Raw genomic sequence first — 17822 nt, forward strand, 5'->3', positions numbered from 1 at the left:
CCTGCGATCACCGCGTGGCCGCAGCAGCCTCCGGGGCATCATGGTCGGGCACGCTGAGCACCAGCGAGGTGCCGTCCTCCGCCGTCCGGACCAGCACGGTGTCGTCGTCGTGGACCGCCCCGGTGAGGATCAGGCGGGCCAGAGCGTCACCGATCTCCTTCTGGACGAGCCGCTTGAGCGGGCGCGCCCCGTACAACGGGTCGAAGCCTTCGGCTGCCAGCCAGGTCGTCGAGGCATCGTCCACATCCAGGCGGATGCGACGGTCCTTCAGCCGATCCGCGACCGCGGCGATCTGCAGCGAGACGATCCTTGCGAGCTCCTCTCGGTCGAGGGCATCGAACATGACCACGTCGTCGAGGCGGTTGAGGAACTCCGGCTTGAAGGAGGCTCGCACGACCTGCATGACCTTCTCATGGCGCTCCTTCTCCGAGAGCAGCTGGTCCTGGAGGAAGTGCGCGCCGAGGTTCGAGGTCAGGATCAGGATGGTGAAGCGGAAGTCCACCGTCCTCCCCTGCCCGTCGGTCAGCCGCCCGTCGTCGAGCACCTGCAGGAGGATGTCGAAGACGTCCGGGTGCGCCTTCTCGATCTCGTCGAGCAGGACGACCGAATAGGGTCGACGGCGCACGGCCTCGGTGAGCTGTCCGCCCTCGTCGTAGCCCACGTACCCCGGTGGGGCACCGACCAGACGGGAGACGGTGTGCTTCTCCCCGTACTCCGACATGTCGATGCGGATCATCGCCCGCTCGTCGTCGAAGAGGAACTCGGCGAGCGCCTTGGCGAGCTCGGTCTTGCCCACGCCGGTCGGGCCGAGGAACAGGAAGGACCCTGTGGGGCGGTTCGGATCGGAGATCCCGGCACGAGCACGGCGCACCGCATCGGAGACCTCGCCGACCGCACGCTTCTGACCGATCAGGCGCTGACCGATGATGTCCTCCATCTCCAGCAGCTTCTCGGTCTCGGACTGCAGGAGCCGACCCGCCGGGATCCCGGTCCACGAGCCCACCACCTCAGCGATGTCGTCGGGACCGACATGGTCGGCCACCAGCGGACGCTCACCGTCGACCGTCTCCCCGCGGGCTTCGTTCTCCTCAGCCTCGCGCAGCTGGGACTTCAGGGTCGGGATGTCGCCATAGAGGATCTTCGAGGCCGCAGTCAGGTCGCCTTCACGCTGAGCACGATCGGCCTGCATGCGCAGCTGCTCGAGCTGGGCCTTGAGATCGCCGACGAGGTTCAGTCCCGCCTTCTCCCGCTCCCAGCGCGCAGACAGCGCGGTCATCCTCTCGGTCCGATCAGCCAGCTGGGCGCGCACGGAGTCCAGCTGAGCGACGCTGCCGGGGTCGTCGCTGCCGGCGAGCGCCAGCTCCTCCATCTTCAGGCGGTCGACCTGGCGGCGCAGGATGTCGAGCTCCTCGGGAGAGGAGTCGAGCTCCATGCGCTGACGTGAGGCGGCCTCGTCGACAAGGTCGATGGCCTTGTCCGGGAGCTGTCGACCGGAGATGTACCGGTCTGACAGCGTGGCCGCCGCCACGAGCGCCGCATCGGTGATCGAGACCTTGTGGTGCGCCTCGTACTTGTCCTTGAGCCCTCGCAGGATGGTGATGGTGTCCTCGACGCTGGGCTCCCCGACGAAGACCTGCTGGAATCGGCGCTCGAGAGCAGGATCCTTCTCGATGTTCTCGCGGTACTCGTCCAGCGTGGTCGCGCCGACCATGCGCAGCTCACCGCGGGCGAGCATGGGCTTGAGCATGTTCCCGGCGTCCATCGCACCGTCACCACCGCCGCCTGCTCCGACGACGGTGTGCAGCTCATCGATGAAGGTGATGATCTGACCGTTCGAGGTCCGGATCTCGTCGAGGACCGCCTTCATGCGCTCCTCGAACTCACCGCGGTACTTCGATCCCGCGACCATCGAGGACAGGTCCAGGGAGATGAGCTTCTTCCCGCGCAGCGAATCGGGGACGTCCCCGGCGACGATGCGCTGGGCGAGGCCCTCGACCACAGCGGTCTTGCCCACGCCGGGCTCACCGATCAGCACGGGATTGTTCTTGGTGCGACGGCTGAGCACCTGGACCACGCGCCGGATCTCGGCGTCACGACCGATGACGGGATCGAGCCTGCCCTCCCGAGCCTGCTCGGTCAGGTCGAGGCCGTACTTCTCGAGGCTCTTGAAGGTCCCCTCGGGGTTCTGCGAATCGTTGCTCATGCGGTCATCTCCTGTGGTGAGTCGGTCGACGGCATCGCGCAGGAGGCCCGGTCCGGCGCCGACGTCGGCCAGCAGACGGGCAGCGTCGTCCGAGCCGATCGCGATGCCGATCAGGAGGTGCTCGGTGGACAGGTAGGTGCGGCTCCGGGCATCCGCCTCCCGCCGCGCGGCCTCGAGAGCATCGAAGCCCGCACCGACGAAGGTGGGGTGCGATGCAGCGCCGCTCGCACGGGGCAGAGCGCGGATGCCCTCCTCCGCCCGTTCGAGGACGTCCGCGGGGTCGGCTCCGACGTCGATCAGGACCGCCCGAGCGATGCCGTCCCCCTGCGCGGCGAGAGCCGCGAGCAGGTGCAGAGGGGTGATCTCAGGGTTGCCGAGCTCGGCCGCCTGCTGCGCGGCAGCGGCGACGGCCTCCTGGCTCCTGGTGGTGAACTGGAACTCCATGGGACTCCTTCCGGGCCTGCGACGAAGCGAGGCGGACGACTGCGCTCGGTCCTCCACAACGACGGTGACGTTGAGTCTATTCCACTCAACCCTGACCCGACCTCGCGCCATGGACCTTCTGCGACCAGGAGCTGCACCTCGCAGCTCCTGCATCGGCATCCGACACGGCCTCCGAGAGCATCGTCATCCACAACCGCCCGCGAGGAGGCCACGCATCGGGGACGATGGGTCCGCCACCGGTAGCATCGCACCGCACCAAGCGCATCCCGCCGTCCCGACGCCGAATTCGAGGTCCCGATGTCCCAGATCCCGTCGCCGCAGCCCGACCCGTGGCAGTCCCCACCAGCCGGCCGGCCTCGCCCCGGTGCGAGCCCCGTGCCCGGTGGGGCACCGTCCTTCCAGGCGCAGCCCCGCTACATCGACTACGGCACGCCCCGCGCCTTCGACACATCAGTGCGCCCAGCCGGCGTCCTGACCGCGGCGCGCTACGCCCCTGCACAGATCCAGCGCCCCGGATCAGCGCAGCCGCATTCGGCGTGGTCGACGCAGACCCGGCGGATCCAGGAGGTCGCGCAGAACGCGACCATCGTCCCCGCCGTCGGCGTGGCCGCATGGATCGCGGCGATCCTCCTGGGGGTCGCGCTGCTGGTCGTGCTGGGACTGTCGTTCCTCGAGTTCGTGGTGTTCGCCAGCTCGAACCCCATCTGGTGGCCGCTCTCGGCGTTCCTCGCACTGTTCTCGCTGATCGTGATCATCGGCGTGATAACCCTTGCTGACCGCTGGGACCCTCAGCCGAGGACCCTGCTGCTCATCGCGGTGCTCTGGGGCGCTGCGATCGCCGCCGGCATCTCCTACTGCCTGAACACGCTGAACGGCATCATCCTCTACTCGGTGACCGGGGACGAGGGCCTTGCCAACACGCTCACGGCCGTGCTCAGCGCCCCTCTGGTGGAGGAGTCCAGCAAGGGGCTCGGCCTCATCCTGCTGATGCTGCTGGCACGCCGATACTTCAACGGCCCCCTGGACGGGCTCATCTACGGCGCCCTGATCGGCGGTGGGTTCGCCTTCACCGAGAACATCCTCTATTACACGCGCCAGGTCGAGGACTTCGGCGTCCAGGGCTGGGCGCTCCTCTTCGGAGTCCGTGGCGTGCTGAGCATCTTCGGGCACGCCATCTACACGTCGCTCACCGGAGTGGTGATGGGTTTCATCGCCCGCAAATGGGGGACCCTCCCCGGCGTGCTCGCGTTCATCGTCGGCGTGATCCCCGGCATGATCCTCCACGGCCTGTGGAACCTCGGTGCGAGCTTCGCCTCCACCATCGCCCTCATGGTCCTGATATTCGGCCTCGAGATCCTGCTCTCCATCCTGTGGCTGACGCTGATCGGCGTCCTGGTCTGGGATGAGTCCCGCCTGACCCGCGTACGCCTGGGCGACTACGCGAACCAGGGATGGCTCACCCATGAGGAGGTCGACATGCTCGCCACCTGGAGAGGACGCTACGAGGGCAAGCGCTGGGCTGCGCAGATCGGCGCCAAGCCCCTGATGAAGAGGTTCATCCGCGAGAGCGCGGACCTCGCCTCAGTCCGTCAGCGCCTCCTCGCCGATGGAGCGAATCCCAAGGTCGTCGCGCAGGAGGCTGCGCTGCTGGAGCGCCTGACCGAGAACCGGCGCACACTGCTCCGCACCAACGGCTGACCTCCGTTGCGCGGGCTCCCGACGTGCTCCGCCGACGGATGCGCGCAGGGGTCTGCGCCGAGGACGGATCCGTATTCGCCTCCCTGCTCGCCGAGACCGCTCAGCTCCGCCGGTCCTCGTCGGAGCTGTCCCGGTGCGGCCTGCCCTGCTCGCGTCCGCGCAGTCGATCCAGTTCGCGGCGCTCCCGCTTGGTGGGACGGCCGGCACCTCGGTCGCGGCGGGGTGGGGCCGCCAGCAGCTGGGGCGCCGGCTCGGGACTGCGATCCTCATAGGCCTCGCGGGCGATGGGTGCCCCCACCCGCTTGGCGAGGAGCTTCGTGATCACCACGATCCGCTCCCGTCCCGGGGATCGCACTCGCAGCTCATCGCCGACGACCACCTGCTGCGCCGCCTTCGTCGGATCGCCGTTGCGGCGGACGTGACCGGCACGGCACGCGGCGGTCGCCGCGGAGCGGGTCGGGAACAGCCGCACGCTCCACAGCCACACGTCCAGCCGCACAGACGTCGGCCCTCCGGTCTCCTGCGCAGGACTCATGCGGTCCGCGGAGAGATGGGAGGTACGAGGGGCCAAGGGTCGGCCGCTTCGATCTGCGCAGCGAGCGCCAGCAGCAGCGGTTCGTCACCGATGCGCACACCCCCCAGCTGCACGCCGAGCGGCAGGAGGGAGCCGTCGATCTCCTCTCGATGGAGGGGGAGGCTGATCGCAGGGCATCCGGTCATGTTCCACAGGCTCGTCCATGGCGTGAAGGCGCTCTGCGCCGCGAAGTCCGCAGCGGGATCATCGAGCTGCAGGTCCTGCGGGAAGGCCGGCGGGCCGGCGAGCGTGGGAGTCAGGACGACATCGAGGCCGTCGAACGCATCTGCTGTCCGGCGCACCAGGAGCTGGACCGCGCTGAACGCCTGCGCGAGCTCGACGGCGCTGAAGGACCGCCCGCGCTCGCGCAGCCAACCCGTCAGCGCCATCAGCCGATCCTCCCTCTCCGGGGGCACGGGGATCGTCGCGGCTCCGACGGACCACAGCGGCATGAAGCTGCGCCACTGCTCGGCACTGAACGGGGCGTCGACATGGACAGTCTCATGCCCGATGCCGCGCAGCACCTCCTCGGCCCGCTCGACGCCGCGCAGAGCCGCCGGCTGCACCTCGGTGTCCGCAGCGACCGGCTGGGTGAGGATGCCGATGCGCAGGGGCCGCACCGTCTGCTCGCAGTCCGCGAGGAACGAGCCCCGATGCGAGGGCGATGCGTGGAAGTCGCCCGGTCGTGCTCCGGCGATGAGGTCGAGCCCGGCGGCGACGTCCCGCACGCTGCGCCCGAGCATCCCGTCGACGGCCAGTCCCATCCCCTCCACGCCGAAGGGCCCCGGCGAGACAGCGCCTCGAGAGGACTTGATGCCGACGACTCCGCAGCATGCGGCGGGGATCCGCACCGATCCTCCGCCGTCGTTGCCGTGCGCGAGGGGGACGATCCCGGAGGCCACGGCGGCAGCGGCTCCACCGCTCGAACCGCCGGCGGTGCGCCGTCGGTCCCACGGGGACCGTGCCGGGGCGCCGATCGCCGGTTCGGTGTAGCAGGGCATTCCGAACTCCGGCGTGGTGGTCTTGCCGACCGTCACGGTTCCCGCATCGAGGATCCGCTGGGCGACGCCGTCGGTGACGTCGGCGCGGACTCCCTCCATCGCGGCGCTGCCGCACTCGAAGGGCTCGCCCTCGATGCGGACGAGGTCCTTGATCGGCAATGGCACGCCCAGGAGCGGCGCCGAGTCGGCGAGATCCTGCATCGCCTCAGGGCTCTTCCGGCGGGCGCCCGCCAGACGCTCGGCGGCCAGATCGGCCTGGCGCCGGCTGCGCTCCTCGAGCAGGTGCGCGAACGCACCCACCCTCGACCCTCCGGTGCGGGCCTCGTCGAGGACGCTCTCGGTGTGCTCTCGCACATCGATCTCGCCTGTGCGCAGTGCAGCGGCGAGGTCCAGCGCTCCGATCGGCGAGTCCTCGGGCTTCCGGCCGTCGGCGGTCACCGCGTCTCCTGAGATCGCGTGCCCAGCTCGGCCCGGACATGCTCGAGGATGCCGCCGACGGCGGCGTCGATCTGCTCGCCGGTCGTGATGAAGTCGCGCTCGTCCCCGTACCAGGGATCGCGGATGCCGGTGTCCTCGGGATGCGACGGGTCGAAGTCCCTCAGCATTCGCAGTCGCCCGCCCAGGGACTCCCCCATCATCCGTTCGAGGGGTGCGACGTGGTCGTGGTCCAGGGCGAGCACGAGATCCGAGGCGGCGAGCTCCTCCCGGGACGCGGCGCGGGCGACGTGGGCCGAGGAGTCGATGCCTCGGACGTCCAGCAGCGCGGCGGCTCGCGGATCGATGGGGTTGCCCTCCTCCCAGCGGGTGGTGCCCGCACTGGCCACCTCGACCGCGCCGTCGAGGCCCTCTCTCTCGAGAGCGTCCCTCAGCAGCAGCTCGGCCATCGGGGAGCGGCAGATGTTCCCCGTGCAGACGGTGAGGATGCGGTAGGTCATCGGGACTCCTCGGCGAGGTCATCGGGGTCCGCGAGCAGATCCCGGTACTCGGGATGGCGCTGGATCCAGCCGCGCACGAACCAGCACGTCGGCAGGATGCGCAGATCTGAGGCCCGGACGTCGTCGAGGGCGAAGCGCACGAGAGCCGAGGCGATCCCCTGCCCCGAATGCTCCGGGGCGACGACGGTGGATCGCAGATCCCTCACCGGCGACCCTTCGTCGTCGGGCTGCTCCTCATCTCCGTACTGGAGGACGCCCAGGACGGCCCCTCCTCGGATCGCCTCGTACCGGTCGCGGTCATCGTCGTGGACCAGGCGCATCTCGCCGGGTGCGACGGAGCTGTCATCCATGCCGGTCACGGTACACTGCCCGTCATGCCCGCGCCTCTGATCTGGCACATCACCGCACTGTCCGCCTGGGAGGCGGCCGTGCGCGACGGAGCGTACGCCCAATCCACCCGAGGCCGCGATCTCGACCGCGTCGGGTTCGTGCACGCCTGCTGGCCGGAGCAGGTCTCGATGGTCGCCAAGCGCGTCTACCCCGACCGGCCCGACGACCTCGTGATCCTCGAGATCGATGTCGCTCGGGTGGAGGCCGCCGGCATCGCCGTGGACATCGAAGCGGACGACGACGGCCGCGGTCGCGGCTATCCGCACGTGAAGGGCCCCCTGCCGATCGGTGCCGTCCTGCGCCTGCGGCGCACCAAGTGGATCGGCCGGGAGTTCGTCGTCGTCGCCTGAGAGTCCGCCGGCGCAGTCCGTCAGCAGTGCGCGCAGCAGTGCGCAGTCGTCAGAGCACCGTCTGCCGAGCACCACCGCCCGAGCGCCGCCGACATGGACTCCGTCGGAGCGCGCTGCGAGGCGCAGAGACGTAGCATCGGGTATGGCCCGATATCTCGACATCCATCCCGTCGATCCGCAGCCGCGCCTGATCGAGCAGACCGTGAGGGTCCTGCGGGACGGCGGACTGATCGCCTATCCGACCGACTCCTGCTATGCGCTGGGGTGCACTCTCGACGCCCACGACGGGCTCGAGAGGATCCGCCGCATCCGCCAGCTCGGCAAGGACCACAACTTCACGCTCGTCTGCGCGGACTTCGCGCAGCTGGGACAGTTCGTGCTGGTCTCGAATCCGGTGTTCCGTCTGGTCAAGAACGCGACTCCCGGTCCGTACACCTTCATCCTGCCCGCGACCAAGGAGGTGCCGCGGAGGATGGCGCATGTCAAGAAGCACACCGTCGGCGTCCGCATCCCCGAGCATCGCGTGGCGCATGCGCTCGTGGAGGCCCTCGGCGAGCCGATCGTCACCTCCACACTGCTGCTGCCGGGTCAGGAGCAGCCTCCGACCCAGGGGTGGGAGGTCCAGGACCTCCTGGACCAGCAGGTGGATGTCATCATCGACTCCGGCGAGGTCGGCGTGGAGCCCACCACGGTCATCGACCTCTCCCGCGGCGAGGTCGAGATCGCACGCGAAGGCGCGGGCGACATCAGCCGGTTCTGAGCAGCTCCTGATCGTCGCGATGCTGCGCAGAGGCAGAACAGCGGCTGCCTCAGCCTCAGCCGCAGCCGCAGCCGCAGCCGCAGCCGCAGCCGCAGCCCAGGGTCCCGAAGCGGCGCCTCTCGTGCTCAGGCGCTCGAGGGCCGGTCTCCCTGCCGTCGCCTGCGGGTGCTGAACGCGCCGGAGAAGATCAGGATCCCGACGGCGTAGAGAGGCACGAGCCACAGCGCGTACCGCAGGGTCAGCGCGTCGGCGAGCACACCGACGAGCGGCGGGGTCGCGAAGAAGCCCACCCGGGCTATCCAACCGACGACGGTGATGCCGACGCCGTGGGGAACGCCCGGCATGTCATCGGCCGCCCGGTACGCCGCCGGGAAGAGCGTCGCCACTCCCCAGCCGGCGGCGGCGAAACCGATCATCGCGGTCACCGGGGTCGGGACCAGCAGCGCGAAGCTCATGCCGATCGCCGACACCAGTGCCCCGAGACGTGCCGTGGTGCGGTCGCCGAGCCGGTCGACGACAGCATCGCCGGTGAACCGACCGATCGTCTGTGCTCCCTGGAGGCAGACGAAGGCGAGGCTCGCGACGAAGGGGGTGACCGAGAAGGTCGAGGTCATGAACAGCGCCCCCCAGGTGCTTCCGGCGTCCTCGGTGGAGCCGGCGAAGACCAGGACGATGCCGAGTGCGACGATCAGCGCGAGTCCGCGCAGGCTCATCCCGGCGATGCTGCGGCCGACGGCCGACGGCGCCTCCCCGTCGACCGGTACCTCTGCGGCGCTGGACACGGACGGCGAGGCCACCTCCGGCCGCTCCGTCGCGTCGTGGCCGGGGAGCATGAACCTCCCCGAGACCAGGGCGAGAGCCCCGAAGAGCACCAGACCGATCAGTCCCTGCAGCCACAGGGCGAGGCCGACCTGCGCCGCCGCCCCTCCGAGGAGGCCGCCCGCGACCGCACCCAGCGACCACCATCCGTGGTAGCTGTTCATGATGGAACGGCGGTAGCGGCGCTCCACCCGCATGCCATGGGCGTTCATGGAGATGTCGGTGATGGAGTCCGCCGCTGCGGCGAGGAGCAGAGCGGCCGCCAGCCAGAGCCAGGACCCGGAGGTGTACACCGCGAGGTGGACGGTGGAGGCGGCGACCTGGGCGACGACGGCGGAGCGCGCCGAGCCGAAACGACGCATGAGAGTCGCGGCGGTGAGCCCGGCCAGCAGCCCGCCGACGGGCCCGATGCCGACGGCGAGGCCGAAGGCGGTGTTGCTCAGGCCGATCTGCTCGACGAGCTCCGGGTAGCGGGGAAGGATGGCGCAGAACGATGCGCCGTTGATGAAGAACAGCAGCGAGACCGCCCAGCGCGCGCGGCGGGCGTCGGCGGCGACCGCGCGTGCGCCGCCACCCTCGCCGTCGCCGTCACCGTCGGGCGAAGCATCGCGGGACACGTCGGAGGCAGTGGCGTCGGGACGCGCACGATCATCGGAGTGAGCGTTCACGACGCACCATCCTCCTCCTTCTGAGCACCGGTCCGCAACGCCTGCGGCATCAGCCCCGCGCCCCCACGTACGCTGTGCGCATGTCGACACACATCGGTGCCTCTCCCGATCAGATCTCCCCTTACGTGCTGATGCCGGGCGATCCCTACCGCGCGCGGTGGATCGCCGAGACCTTCCTCGAGGATCCTGTCCAGTACAACGAGGTGCGCGGGATGCTCGGCTACACCGGCACCTATCAGGGGGTGCGCATCTCCGTGCAGGGCTCCGGCATGGGGCAGCCCTCGATGGCGATCTACGCCCAGGAGCTGTTCTCGGACTACGACGTGCAGGCGATCATCCGCGTGGGCACATGCGGAGCGCTGTCGGAGCGCGTCAAGGTCCGCGATGTCATCCTCGGGCTCGCCGCCTCGACGGATTCGAGCATGAATCGAGTGCGCTTCGGCGAGGTCTCCTTCGCTCCGGCCGCTGACTTCGAGCTCGCCCGGATCGCCGCTGACGTCGCCGAGGAGCGTCTGCTGCCGGTCGTCGCCGGAGGGCTGTTCTCCTCCGATCAGTTCTACAACCCCGATCCGCTCATCACCTCGACGCTCGCGGGGTACGGGGTACTCGGGGTGGAGATGGAGGCCGCCGCGCTGTACACGCTGGCCGCACAGTTCTCGCGGCGCGCACTGGCGGTCTGCACCGTCTCGGACCACCTGCTCACCGGAGAGGAGACCAGCGCGCTCGAACGGCAGGAGTCCTTCGAGGACATGATCGTGATGGCCCTCGAGACCGTGGTGAGGCTGGATCGGGGACGCTCCTGAGCTGCTGCCGATCCTGAGAGCTCCTCCGCGTCCGAGCTCGTGATGGATCGGCGGAGCCGTTCGGCGGCACCTGACGCTCCCTGCGGCACTCCGGGCGGCACCTGATGCGCGAGAGCCCGGCACCTCTCGGTGCCGGGCTCTCGCGCAGGTGCTCGGAGCGTCCCGGGAAGGGGACCTGCTCCTCCGTCAGGAGAGGAAGCGCGGAACGGTGTCGAAGGTCAGGAAGAGCGCGAGCAGCACCATTCCGAGGCCGACCAGGAAGGTGACCGCGGTGAAGAGGCTCATGACGTAGAGGCCCGCGGCGAAGAGGACGAACAGGATCGCGAAGAGCACCCACGACTGGACGACGCTGTTGCCCTCATGGGTGGTGACCGACTCGCGGCCCTCGACCTGCTCGGCCGTGGGGGTGGCCTGCTCAGTGCTCATGCTGCTGCTTCCTCCGCTCGAGGGGTTCGCTCAGGACCGTTGCTCTCGGACGGTGCGCTCGCGGTCGGCGATCCCGGATGATGACGCTCAGTCCTCATCCTAGACCAGCCACGAGGGCGGTGCGCGCATCCTGACGGTGGCGGATCGCACCCAGCAGCGCCGAGAACAGGCTCTCGCCCTCCCCGTTCGGAGCATCGAGCTCGGGATGCCACTGCACGGCGATCACCGGGGAGCCGCAGGTGGCCTCGACCGCGAGCGGCAGCCCGCTCGCGTGGTGGGCGACCGTCCGGAGATCGCCGGCGACACCACGGACGCCCTGGTGATGGTAGGCGGTGACCTCGGCACTGGTGCCGAGCGCGAGGGCGATGTCGCTGTCGGCATCGATCTCGACCTCCACCTGTGTGGGGGCGAGCCCCGTGGAGGGATGCGAGGGAAGATCCACCGGAAGGTGGCGGTGCAGAGATCCCCCCTCGGCGACGACGATGATCTGCAGGCCGCGGCAGATGCCGAGGACGGGGACCTCTGCCCGTCGGGCAGCCCGGTACAGCGCGGTCTCGAAGGCGTCGCGCTCCGGATCCGGAGTCATGTCGGTGGGGAGCGGAGCCTCGCCGAACCCGGTCGGATCCAGGTCGGTGCCGCCGGTGAGCACGATCCCGTCGAGCTCGGCGACCTCCTCGTCGCTCCACTCGTCCTGCGGGGCGATGATCACGGGCCGGGCGCCGGCCTCGCGGATGGCGCGCACATAGTGCTCGGTCACGGTGACGACGCGATGACCCTCCCAGGCGCCGGACATCATCCGGGTCGCTCCCGCGGTGACTCCGATGAGCGGTCGACGGGAGGTCGTGCGCTGCGCCATGAGTGGTCCTTTCCGCGTGGAGGGGGCGCCGCCGATCGGCGACAGGCACAGTCCACTCCTCCGGGTGCCCGCTGCGCGACATCCGTGGCGGAATATGACGCCGCCGTGACAGCGACGACGGAACGGTCCTCAGCACGAGGTCCGAGCGCAGGGTCTCGGCGTCGGCCCTCAGCGCGGGTTCTGCGCGGGACTCAGTGGGCCGGCTCGCCCACCGCCTCTTCGATCGCCGCGCGATAGTGCTCGTGCAGCTGCTCGCACAGCACCGGCCAGGTGCGCCGCTTGACGGACTCGAGCGCCGCCTCCCCCATCGCGCGGCGCTTGGCGTCGTCGAACAGGAGGTCGGTGGCCGCCTCGCGCAGCTCGTCGAGCATCCCCGGCGCATAGAGGTGGCCCGTGCGGCTGGGGTCGACGATGTCGATCGGGCCGCCGCGGCGCGGGGCGATGACCGGCAGGCCGGATGCCATCGCCTCCTGGAGCGTCTGCCCGAAGGTCTCGAGCTCTCCCGGATGCACGAACAGATCCGCGCTGGCCAGGTGCGCACCCAGATCGGTACCGCTGCGGAAGCCCGCGAAGCGGGCGCGCGGCATGGCCCTGCGCAGCACCTCGCGCTCCGGTCCGTCGCCGACGATCAGGAGCCGCACACCGGGGATGTCATGGATGACCCGGAGATCCTCGACCTGCTTCTCCGGTGCGAGGCGGCCGACATAGGCGACCAGCCTCTCGCCGTCCTCGGCATACCGGGCGCGCAGTCGCTCGCTGCGCAGCGACGGCGAGAAGGAAGAGGTGTCCACTCCCCGGCCCCACAGGCGCACGTTCGCGATCCCGTGCTCCTCGAGCTGGTCCCGGGTCGCCCGGGAGGGTGCGAGCGTGAGAGCACAGCGGTTGTGGACGTCCCGCAGCAGCTGCCAGGAAGCCGCCTCGAGGAACGGCATCCCGTACTTCGCGGTGTATCCGGGGATGTCCGTCTGGTAGACGGCGACCGCCGGGACGCCCGCCCTCTGAGCGGCGACCGCAGCGCGTCCGCCGAGGATCGTGGGAGAGGCGAGATGGACGACATCGGGGGCGAAGTCCTCGATGCGGCGGCGCAGCAGTGCGGCGCTCGCAGCGGCGATCCGAACATCGGAGTACCCGGGCAGGGGCGCGGAAGCGATCCGGTGCACTCTCACCCGGCGCCCGCAGGCGGTGCGCAGGAAGCGATCAGCTCCCCGTCGGTGCGGGGCGATGATCTCCAGGTCCTCGCCCGCGGCTGCGAAGCGCTCGACGATCTGCAGGACCGAGTTGGTCACACCGTTCACATGGGGGAGGAAGGACTCGGCCACGACAAGGATCCTCACGCCCGCATCGTCTCCTCGGCGGATGGCTGAGTCCCAGCCCCCGGATGACGCGAGGCCGACGGTCCGGTGACAACCTGTCCGTCGGCCTCGCGCCGCATCGCGGCGTCGTCGGTGCGTCATCGATGCGTCGTCCGCCCAGGGGCGACGCACCGACGCCCTCCCCGCTCAGAGTCGCCGGGAAGCGATCTCCGCGCCCTGCACGAGCGACTCGAGCTTGGCCCAGGCGATGTCGGGATGGATGCGCCCGCCCAGGCCGCAGTCGGTCGAGCCGATCACGCGCTCAGGGCCGACGATGCGGGCGAACCGCTCGAGCCGCTGAGCGACCAGCTCAGGATGCTCCACGACATTGGTGGCATGGGAGACGATGCCCGGGACGATCACCCGGTCCTCGGGCAGCTCGACGTCCTGCCACACGGTCCACTCGTGCTCGTGGCGGGCGTTGGCGGCCTCGAAGCTGTAGTACCTCGCGTCGACCTCGAGGAGCAGGCCGACGATGTGGCGCAGCTCAATGTCGGTGGTGTGCGGCCCGTGCCAGGAGCCCCAGCACAGGTGGAAGCGAGTCTGCTCGGTGGGCACGTTCTCCAGCGCCCTGTTGACCGCCTCGACGCGCTTGCGCGTGAACGCGAGGTAGTCCTCGACCGAGGGCTCGGGATTGATCTGGTCCCAGTTCTCCGCGAACGACGGATCGTCGACCTGGACCAGCAGGCCAGCAGCGGCGATCGCCTCGTACTCCGGACGCATGACCTCGACCCAGGCGTCGAGGAAGGCGTCCTCGTCGCCGTAGTGATCGTCGACGATCCGGCTTCCCGATCCCGGCGAGAGCGAGGTGATGAAGCCCGTCCCGTACCCGGAGGCGTCCAGAGCGGAGCGGAAGTTGGCCGTGTCCTGCGCGACGAGCTCGCGGCCGAGATCCGAGTAGGCGATCTCGGAGGTCGCCGCGGGGAAGGTGTGCTGTCCTCCCAGGGAGATGCCGGAGGTGGGATCGGTGTAGGCGGCCTTGAAGATCGTCCAGTCCCGACGATCGGGGAAGGTCGTCAGACGAACGTTCCCGGGCGTCGAGCGCACAGGCTCCCCGCTGAGGTGATCCGAGCCGGTCAGCTCGAGCCCCGAGGTCCGGTCGAAGATGTAGGACCACCAGGAGCCGTAGTTCACGGAGGTGCCCATCGCGTGACCGTACTCGCCGTCTCCGGGGACGGAGATGCCGATCCTCTGCTGACGTGCGACGACGTCGGCGACGGCCTGCGCCAGGACCTCGCGGTGCTCGTCGGTGGGGATGGGAGCGATGCCGTCCTCGGCCAGGGGGCGGGCGGCGTTGGCGGCGATCAGCTCGGGAGTCCGAGGAAGGGATCCCGCATGGGTGGTGAGGATGTCGGTCATGCTCGCAGGTTAAGCGGTATGACACCCCGAGGAGCCGGCGGTCCGTCATACGGGTTCACGCCCGACAGAGCCTATGGCACGCACCACGCAGGTCGCGGATCGGCGGCGACGACCCCTCCGTTCAGCTCCGCTCCTCGATCCCTCCGTTCAGCTCCGCTCCTCGGGCAGAGGCCACGTCGCCACGAGATGACGGTCGCCCCATGCCTGGTCGATGCGACGCACCGGCGGCCAGTACTTGGACTGGATGCGCATCTGCGCGCTGTCATGGACCGCACCGTCGGCTGCGGCGCTCCTGCTGCCCGGATACACGGCGATCTCGCGGGAGTAGGGATGGGTCCACTCCCCCGTCGCGATCGAGGCGGCGGTGTGCGGAGCATTCACCAGGGGATTGTCCTCGGCCGGCCAGACTCCGGAGGCGACCTGGTCGGCCTCCTCGGCGATCATGAGCATCGCGTCGACGAAGCGGTCCAGCTCATCGAGTCCCTCCGACTCGGTGGGCTCGACCATCAGCGTCCCCGCGACCGGGAACGACATCGTCGGCGCATGGAATCCGTAGTCGATCAGCCGCTTGGCGACGTCATCGACCGTGATGCCGGTGCGAGCGGTCAGCGGGCGCAGGTCCACGATGCACTCATGGGCCACGAGGCCCTCGTCCCCCGTGTAGAGGATCTCGTATGCGCCCTTCAGCCGGTGCGCGACATAGTTCGCCGAGAGCACCGCCGATGCCGTCGCATGGCGCAGTCCCTCAGGACCCATCAGCCGGATGTACGTCCAGGAGATCGGGAGGATCGATGCGGATCCGAAGGGCGCCTGGGACACCGGCGCACCACCATGGACCATCGTGCCCTGCCCGACCACCGGGTGCTCCGCCCTCTGGATCGCCGGGTGCCCGGGGAGGAACGGCGTCAGATGCGCCTTCGCCGCGACCGGCCCCACTCCCGGTCCGCCTCCGCCGTGCGGGATGCAGAAGGTCTTGTGCAGGTTCAGATGGGAGACGTCGCCGCCGAACTCGCCGGGGCGGGCGACCTGCAGCAGCGCGTTGAGGTTCGCTCCATCGACATAGACCTGTCCGCCGGCGTCGTGCACCAGCTGGCAGACCGTTCGCACCTGCTCCTCGTACACCCCGTGGGTGGAGGGATAGGTGATCATGATGGCCGCGAGCTCGTCCCCGTGATCCTTGATCTTCTGCTGGAGGTCGTCGATGTCTATGCTGCCGCGGGAGTCCGAGGCGACGACCACCACGCGCAGACCCGCGTTCACGGCGCTGGCCGCATTGGTGCCATGGGCGGAGCTCGGTACCAGGCAGACGTCGCGGCCGGCCTCGCCCCGGGAGGCGTGGAAGGCACGGATCGCCAGCAGCCCTGCGAACTCCCCCTGCGAGCCGGCGTTCGGCTGCAGCGAGACGGCATCGTATCCGGTCAGTCCCGCGAGCCACCGCTCGAGCTGATCGATCATGGCGAGATGCCCCTCCACGTCCTCGCGCGGGGCCAGAGGATGGATCGCGCTGAAGCCCGCCCAGGTGATGCCCGCCATCTCGACTGCCGCATTGAGCTTCATCGTGCAAGAACCCAGCGGGATCATGCCGCGGTCCAGCGCGAAGTCGCGGTCGGCGAGTCGGCGGAGGTACCGCATCATCGCGGTCTCCGAGCGGAACGAGGAGAAGACGGGGTGGCGCAGATAGTCCCGCTCACGTGCGAGATCCCCCCATCCTGCGCCGACCTCGACCCGCCGCTCTGCGGCTCCGGCCGACGGGGACGGGGCGAAGGGCGCGAGCGCCGCGGCGATCGAGAGGAGGTCCTCGTCGGTCACGGTCTCGTCCAGGCTGAGATGGACGGTGTCAGCATCAGGGCTGTGGAGCAGCCAACCGGCTTCGCCCACCTTCTGCACGATCTCCTCGGCCCGGCCGGCAGCACGCAGCTCGATCGTGTCGAAGAAGGACTCGTGGACGAGCTCGAACCCGTCCTCCCTCAGTCCCGCGGCCAGGCGTGCGGTGCGCTCGGCGACTCGGGCGCCGATCCGATCGAGCCCCTCCGGACCATGGTGGACGGCGTACATGGCGGCCATCACCGCCAGCAGCACCTGAGCGGTGGTGATCGAGCTCGTCGCCTTCTCACGACGGATGTGCTGCTCGCGGGTCTGCAGCGAGAGGCGATAGGCGGGATCTCCTGCCGCGTCCTTCGAGATCCCGACCAGGCGTCCGGGGAGCTGCCGCTCCAGACCTCTGCGCACGGCGACGTAACCGGCATGCGGGCCGCCGAAGCCGAGCGGGATGCCGAAGCGCTGCGAGGTGCCGATGACGACGTCGGCCCCGAGGGAACCGGGCGACGCCAGCTGGGTGAGGGCCAGCAGGTCCGCGGCGACGATCGCCACGGCACCGGTCCCCTTCACCGCTGCGATCACGGAGCTCGGGTCCCAGACTCGTCCGGAGGCACCCGGATACTGGATGAGTGCACCGAGGACGTCCTCCTCCGGGGCGCCGTCGGCGGCGAAGTCGATCTCCCGCAGCTCGATGCCGAGCCCCTCCGCCCGTCCGGCCAGGACCGCCTTGGTCGCAGGCAGCGCATCCGCATCCACCAGGAAGACGGGCGGCCTGCCGCGGCCGGTGCGGCGTGCGAGCATCAGGGCTTCGGCCGCGGACGTGGCCTCGTCCAGCGTCGACGCGTTGGAGACGTCCATCCCGGTGAGGTCGCAGATCATGGTCTGGAAGGTCAGCAGCGCCTCCAGCCGACCCTGCGAGATCTCCGGCTGGTAGGGCGTGTATGCCGTGTACCAGGCGGGGTTCTCCAGCACGTTGCGCTGGATCACCGCGGGGGTGTGCGTCCCGTAGTACCCCAGGCCGATCAGCGAGCGGCGCACGCGGTTGCGGTCCGCGAGCGCCCGCAGCTCCTCGAGCGCGACGGGCTCGGGGACGCCGTCGGGCACCCCGGAGGGGGCGTCGGCCTCGAGCAGGATCGTCGAGGGCACCGCCCTGCGCAGCAGCTCATCGAGCGAGTCGAGGCCCAGGGCCTCGAGCATGCGGGTCTGCTCCTCGGGGCTGGGTCCCACATGGCGCGGGACGAACGAGTCAGAGCGGTGCAGGGAAGGGACGGACATGCGCAGTGGACTCCCGGGTGCGATGTGATGGTGCGACGGAGGCGGCGGCCGACGGACCTCCGCCGACCGCCGACGGATGCTGCCGGACGAC

Annotated in this window: 15 protein-coding genes; 4 read left to right on the plus strand and 11 right to left on the minus strand. The window is 69.8% G+C overall.

Translation table 11 applies throughout. The features are described from left to right. Nucleotides 1-7 precede the first annotated feature (7 nt). Complete coding sequence (locus tag ACZ5AJ_RS08200) at nucleotides 8-2647, minus strand: ATP-dependent Clp protease ATP-binding subunit (RefSeq protein ID WP_464138631.1); 2640 nt, start codon at nucleotides 2645-2647, stop codon at nucleotides 8-10. Nucleotides 2648-2944: 297 nt separating this feature from the next. Here ACZ5AJ_RS08200 and ACZ5AJ_RS08205 point away from each other — a divergent pair, with 297 nt between their 5' ends. Continuing rightward, nucleotides 2945-4345: a PrsW family intramembrane metalloprotease gene (locus ACZ5AJ_RS08205; protein ID WP_464138633.1), complete on the plus strand. Its 1401-nt coding sequence runs from the start codon at nucleotides 2945-2947 to the stop codon at nucleotides 4343-4345. Nucleotides 4346-4445: 100 nt separating this feature from the next. Here the strand turns inward: ACZ5AJ_RS08205 and ACZ5AJ_RS08210 are convergent, their stop codons facing one another. Genes ACZ5AJ_RS08210 through ACZ5AJ_RS08225 form a run of 4 tightly spaced genes read right to left on the minus strand, consistent with a single transcriptional unit; the run spans nucleotide 4446 to nucleotide 7205 of the window. Further along, on the minus strand, nucleotides 4446-4880 hold the full coding sequence (locus ACZ5AJ_RS08210) for an RNA-binding S4 domain-containing protein (protein WP_464138634.1): 435 nt from the start codon (nucleotides 4878-4880) through the stop codon (nucleotides 4446-4448). After that, nucleotides 4877-6358, minus strand: a complete 1482-nt coding sequence (locus ACZ5AJ_RS08215; protein ID WP_464138636.1) for an amidase — start codon at nucleotides 6356-6358, stop codon at nucleotides 4877-4879. Before ACZ5AJ_RS08215 ends, ACZ5AJ_RS08210 begins: the two co-directional genes overlap by 4 nt. Next, the gene (locus ACZ5AJ_RS08220; RefSeq protein ID WP_464138637.1) at nucleotides 6355-6855 is read right to left on the minus strand and encodes a low molecular weight protein-tyrosine-phosphatase; all 501 of its coding nucleotides are present in this window, start codon (nucleotides 6853-6855) and stop codon (nucleotides 6355-6357) included. The genes ACZ5AJ_RS08215 and ACZ5AJ_RS08220 overlap by 4 nt, the downstream gene beginning before the upstream one ends. Continuing rightward, nucleotides 6852-7205 carry a GNAT family N-acetyltransferase gene (locus tag ACZ5AJ_RS08225; protein WP_464138638.1) on the minus strand — a complete coding sequence of 118 codons (354 nt, stop codon included), beginning with the start codon at nucleotides 7203-7205 and terminating at the stop codon, nucleotides 6852-6854. Before ACZ5AJ_RS08225 ends, ACZ5AJ_RS08220 begins: the two co-directional genes overlap by 4 nt. 24 nt (nucleotides 7206-7229) lie before the next feature. Between ACZ5AJ_RS08225 and ACZ5AJ_RS08230 the strand changes: the two genes are divergently transcribed. Both ACZ5AJ_RS08230 and ACZ5AJ_RS08235 read left to right on the plus strand, forming a co-directional pair. Next, nucleotides 7230-7595, plus strand: a complete 366-nt coding sequence (locus ACZ5AJ_RS08230) for a DUF952 domain-containing protein (protein WP_464138640.1) — start codon at nucleotides 7230-7232, stop codon at nucleotides 7593-7595. A gap of 142 nt (nucleotides 7596-7737) precedes the next feature. After that, nucleotides 7738-8355: an L-threonylcarbamoyladenylate synthase gene (locus tag ACZ5AJ_RS08235; RefSeq protein WP_464138642.1), complete on the plus strand. Its 618-nt coding sequence runs from the start codon at nucleotides 7738-7740 to the stop codon at nucleotides 8353-8355. A gap of 125 nt (nucleotides 8356-8480) precedes the next feature. On the opposite strand, the gene ACZ5AJ_RS08240 is transcribed toward ACZ5AJ_RS08235, so the two are convergent. Beyond that, nucleotides 8481-9842 (minus strand): MFS transporter, encoded by a 1362-nt coding sequence (locus tag ACZ5AJ_RS08240; protein WP_464138644.1) that lies wholly within the window; start codon nucleotides 9840-9842, stop codon nucleotides 8481-8483. An 80-nt stretch (nucleotides 9843-9922) separates the two neighbouring features. Between ACZ5AJ_RS08240 and deoD the strand changes: the two genes are divergently transcribed. Continuing rightward, the gene (deoD, locus tag ACZ5AJ_RS08245) at nucleotides 9923-10645 is read left to right on the plus strand and encodes a purine-nucleoside phosphorylase (protein ID WP_464138646.1); all 723 of its coding nucleotides are present in this window, start codon (nucleotides 9923-9925) and stop codon (nucleotides 10643-10645) included. 186 nt (nucleotides 10646-10831) lie between these two features. Here deoD and ACZ5AJ_RS08250 read toward each other — a convergent pair whose 3' ends face one another. The 5 genes from ACZ5AJ_RS08250 to gcvP form a co-directional block, all read right to left on the minus strand. Then, nucleotides 10832-11071 (minus strand): hypothetical protein, encoded by a 240-nt coding sequence (locus ACZ5AJ_RS08250; RefSeq protein ID WP_464138648.1) that lies wholly within the window; start codon nucleotides 11069-11071, stop codon nucleotides 10832-10834. Between the two features lie 94 nt (nucleotides 11072-11165). Then, nucleotides 11166-11927, minus strand: coding sequence for a gamma-glutamyl-gamma-aminobutyrate hydrolase family protein (locus tag ACZ5AJ_RS08255; RefSeq protein WP_464138649.1), 762 nt, complete (start codon nucleotides 11925-11927; stop codon nucleotides 11166-11168). 191 nt (nucleotides 11928-12118) lie between these two features. Next, the gene (locus tag ACZ5AJ_RS08260; RefSeq protein WP_464138651.1) at nucleotides 12119-13261 is read right to left on the minus strand and encodes a glycosyltransferase family 4 protein; all 1143 of its coding nucleotides are present in this window, start codon (nucleotides 13259-13261) and stop codon (nucleotides 12119-12121) included. 165 nt (nucleotides 13262-13426) lie between these two features. Beyond that, complete coding sequence (locus ACZ5AJ_RS08265) at nucleotides 13427-14638, minus strand: cobalamin-independent methionine synthase II family protein (protein WP_464138653.1); 1212 nt, start codon at nucleotides 14636-14638, stop codon at nucleotides 13427-13429. Nucleotides 14639-14785: 147 nt separating this feature from the next. Continuing rightward, nucleotides 14786-17731 (minus strand): aminomethyl-transferring glycine dehydrogenase, encoded by a 2946-nt coding sequence (gene gcvP / locus ACZ5AJ_RS08270; RefSeq protein ID WP_464138655.1) that lies wholly within the window; start codon nucleotides 17729-17731, stop codon nucleotides 14786-14788. Nucleotides 17732-17822 lie beyond the last annotated feature (91 nt).

This window comes from Brachybacterium zhongshanense, assembly GCF_055385755.1.

Excerpts from the sequence above, each read along its gene's own strand:
- ACZ5AJ_RS08200 (WP_464138631.1), bottom strand. The coding sequence starts at position 2,647 with ATGGAGTTCCAGTTCACCACCAGGAGCCAGGAGGCCGTCGCCGCTGCC.
- ACZ5AJ_RS08255 (WP_464138649.1), bottom strand. The coding sequence starts at position 11,927 with ATGGCGCAGCGCACGACCTCCCGTCGACCGCTCATCGGAGTCACCGCG.
- ACZ5AJ_RS08210 (WP_464138634.1), bottom strand. The coding sequence starts at position 4,880 with ATGAGTCCTGCGCAGGAGACCGGAGGGCCGACGTCTGTGCGGCTGGAC.
- ACZ5AJ_RS08235 (WP_464138642.1), top strand. The coding sequence starts at position 7,738 with ATGGCCCGATATCTCGACATCCATCCCGTCGATCCGCAGCCGCGCCTG.
- ACZ5AJ_RS08265 (WP_464138653.1), bottom strand. The coding sequence starts at position 14,638 with ATGACCGACATCCTCACCACCCATGCGGGATCCCTTCCTCGGACTCCC.
- ACZ5AJ_RS08225 (WP_464138638.1), bottom strand. The coding sequence starts at position 7,205 with ATGGATGACAGCTCCGTCGCACCCGGCGAGATGCGCCTGGTCCACGAC.
- deoD (WP_464138646.1), top strand. The coding sequence starts at position 9,923 with ATGTCGACACACATCGGTGCCTCTCCCGATCAGATCTCCCCTTACGTG.
- gcvP (WP_464138655.1), bottom strand. The coding sequence starts at position 17,731 with ATGTCCGTCCCTTCCCTGCACCGCTCTGACTCGTTCGTCCCGCGCCAT.
- ACZ5AJ_RS08230 (WP_464138640.1), top strand. The coding sequence starts at position 7,230 with ATGCCCGCGCCTCTGATCTGGCACATCACCGCACTGTCCGCCTGGGAG.
- ACZ5AJ_RS08220 (WP_464138637.1), bottom strand. The coding sequence starts at position 6,855 with ATGACCTACCGCATCCTCACCGTCTGCACGGGGAACATCTGCCGCTCC.
- ACZ5AJ_RS08250 (WP_464138648.1), bottom strand. The coding sequence starts at position 11,071 with ATGAGCACTGAGCAGGCCACCCCCACGGCCGAGCAGGTCGAGGGCCGC.
- ACZ5AJ_RS08205 (WP_464138633.1), top strand. The coding sequence starts at position 2,945 with ATGTCCCAGATCCCGTCGCCGCAGCCCGACCCGTGGCAGTCCCCACCA.